The organism is Polaribacter sp., assembly GCF_965656025.1.
GTDB lineage: Bacteria > Bacteroidota > Bacteroidia > Flavobacteriales > Flavobacteriaceae > Polaribacter.
Map to the genome: position 1 here is coordinate 1 of NZ_CBFHJT010000009.1, position 2,213 is coordinate 2,213.

The following is a 2,213-nucleotide window of genomic DNA, read 5'->3' on the forward strand; positions in this document are numbered from 1 at the left end:
TTTCAAGACCCTACAGATAATTGCACAGCTACTTTAACTAGAATTTAAATGTCTTTTGGTACATGATTTATAGATAATCATTCATTTTTTATATCTTGTAACCAATTGTTACAAGATGAAAGAAGAAAAATTACTTGCCATATTAAGATTGCAAAAAAGTAAGGCTGTTGGCGATATTTTGGCAAAGAAACTCATTGTAAGTGTAGGAGATGTCACTGAGATATTTAAAGAAAAACCAACAACGCTTGCAAAAATTAATGGTATTGGGTCTCATGTTATAAAGCATCTTTTTGATGCCGAAAACGCCAAATTAGCAACGCAAGAACTAGCTTATATTCGTAAAAATAAAATTCAATATTCTTATTTTTTAGAAGATGATTATCCTGTAAATCTTCAAAATTGTATCGACAGTCCAATTTTATTGTTTAAAGATGGTAACATCAACCTAAAAAACAAAAACATAATTTCTATTGTAGGTACAAGAAATTTAAGCTCTTATGGTCGTGACTTTTGTAACAATTTAGTACAAGAATTGGCAACTTATAACCCAATAATTGTAAGTGGTTTTGCTTATGGTGCAGACATTTGTGCACACAAAGCAGCTATAAAAAACAACTTGCAAACTATTGCGGTTTTGGCACATGGTTTTGAACAAATTTACCCGAAAGTACATAAAAAATACATTCATCAAGTAAATGAAAATGGGGGCTTTTTTACAGAATTTTGGAGTGAAGAACAACCTTTAAGAGAAAACTTTCTAAAAAGAAATAGAATAGTAGCAGGCATCTCAAAAGCAACTATTATAATAGAATCTGCAGAAAAAGGAGGTTCTTTAGTTACTGCAGATATTGCAAATTCTTATAATAGAGATGTATTTGCAGTTCCAGGAAGAACTACAGATGTTTATAGTAAAGGATGTAATAATTTAATAAAGAATAACAAAGCACATTTGCTAACCAATGCAAAAGATATTGTTAAAATGTTGAATTGGGACATTGTAGAAAAATCCAAACCCATTCAAAAACAGCTCTTTTTAAATCTAACAGAAAACGAACAAAAAATACATGATTTTTTACATGAAAAAGGGACACAGTTTTTAGATGTAATTTCTCTAGAATGTAATATCCCTGTGTTTCAATTGTCATCTATATTATTGCAAATGGAAATGAAAGGATTGTTAAAACCATTACCAGGTAAAATGTTTGAATTGATGTAATTTTGGTAGAAGTTTGAAATAGTAAAATTATTTAAATTTCAAGAACTAATATTTATAGAAACAACCTTCGTAAATTTATTTCAACATAAAATCCTTAAAATATTCTTATTTTTGATAAAAATCAAGAGAAAAGATGGCAGTAGAAAAGAAATTGATGTCTAAAAAAAAGCCAGCATTTCCTGTAAATGAAATGCTTAATGCTTATTTAGGGAACTATAAAAGAAATATAAAAATTTCTATTTATTATGAAGATTTATTGCGTTTTCAAGGGTCAGTTACTGTATATGACAAGAATGATGAAGATACACTTTGGGTTAGAACTTATTATTCAGATTCAGACAGAGTAGAAATAGATAGAAGTTTAAAACAAGTGTATGCTAGGTTACATTCAGATGGAAATGTTGAAACCATTCCTTTTTTAAGTGTAGATGCCATAGACTATTGTACATTTGGTAATTCGAAACCTTTTAGAGTAAAAATTAGAAATATTTTAAACGATAACTTTACGTATTTCTATGTAAAAAAAGCAGATGCTTCTAGAATTTATGGTCTAGAATTAGAACATATTTTATCTCCTCATAGTATGAATTTTTTGGTACATGGAGACACCTTAATAGAAGAACATATTGCAGGTATTCCGGGAGATGATTTTATTAGAGATATTTTACCTAGTTGTACAGAACTAGAAAAAGCCCAGTTGGCTAAAGAATTCGTTAAATTTAAAGAGCGTTGTTTAGTGCGTCTTTTGGGTGATATGCGTTCCTATAATTATGTAATTACACCTACACACGATTTTGACCATATTATTTATAAAATCAGAGCCATAGATTTTGATCAGCAATCTTTTGAAGGCAACCTAAAAGTATACAACCTTCAGTTTATGAAAGAAAATTTTAAAATGATAGAAATGGTTGGTAGAAAATTACGAAACGATTCTATTAGACAATATAAAATTGAAGAACGTTCTTACATGGCCAAAAGAATGATTACCACACCA

At 29.1% G+C, this 2,213-nt stretch carries 2 protein-coding genes; both read left to right on the top strand.

All coding sequences use genetic code 11. From position 1 onward, the window contains the following. Window positions 1-115 precede the first annotated feature (115 nt). A complete protein-coding gene (gene dprA / locus ACTG3S_RS02755) occupies window positions 116-1,216 on the top strand; it encodes a DNA-processing protein DprA (protein WP_439127847.1) in 1,101 nt (366 codons plus the stop codon). 133 nt (window positions 1,217-1,349) lie between these two features. Beyond that, window positions 1,350-2,213, top strand: an 864-nt coding sequence (locus tag ACTG3S_RS02760; protein ID WP_439127848.1) for a hypothetical protein, incomplete at its 3' end; no start/stop codon positions are given.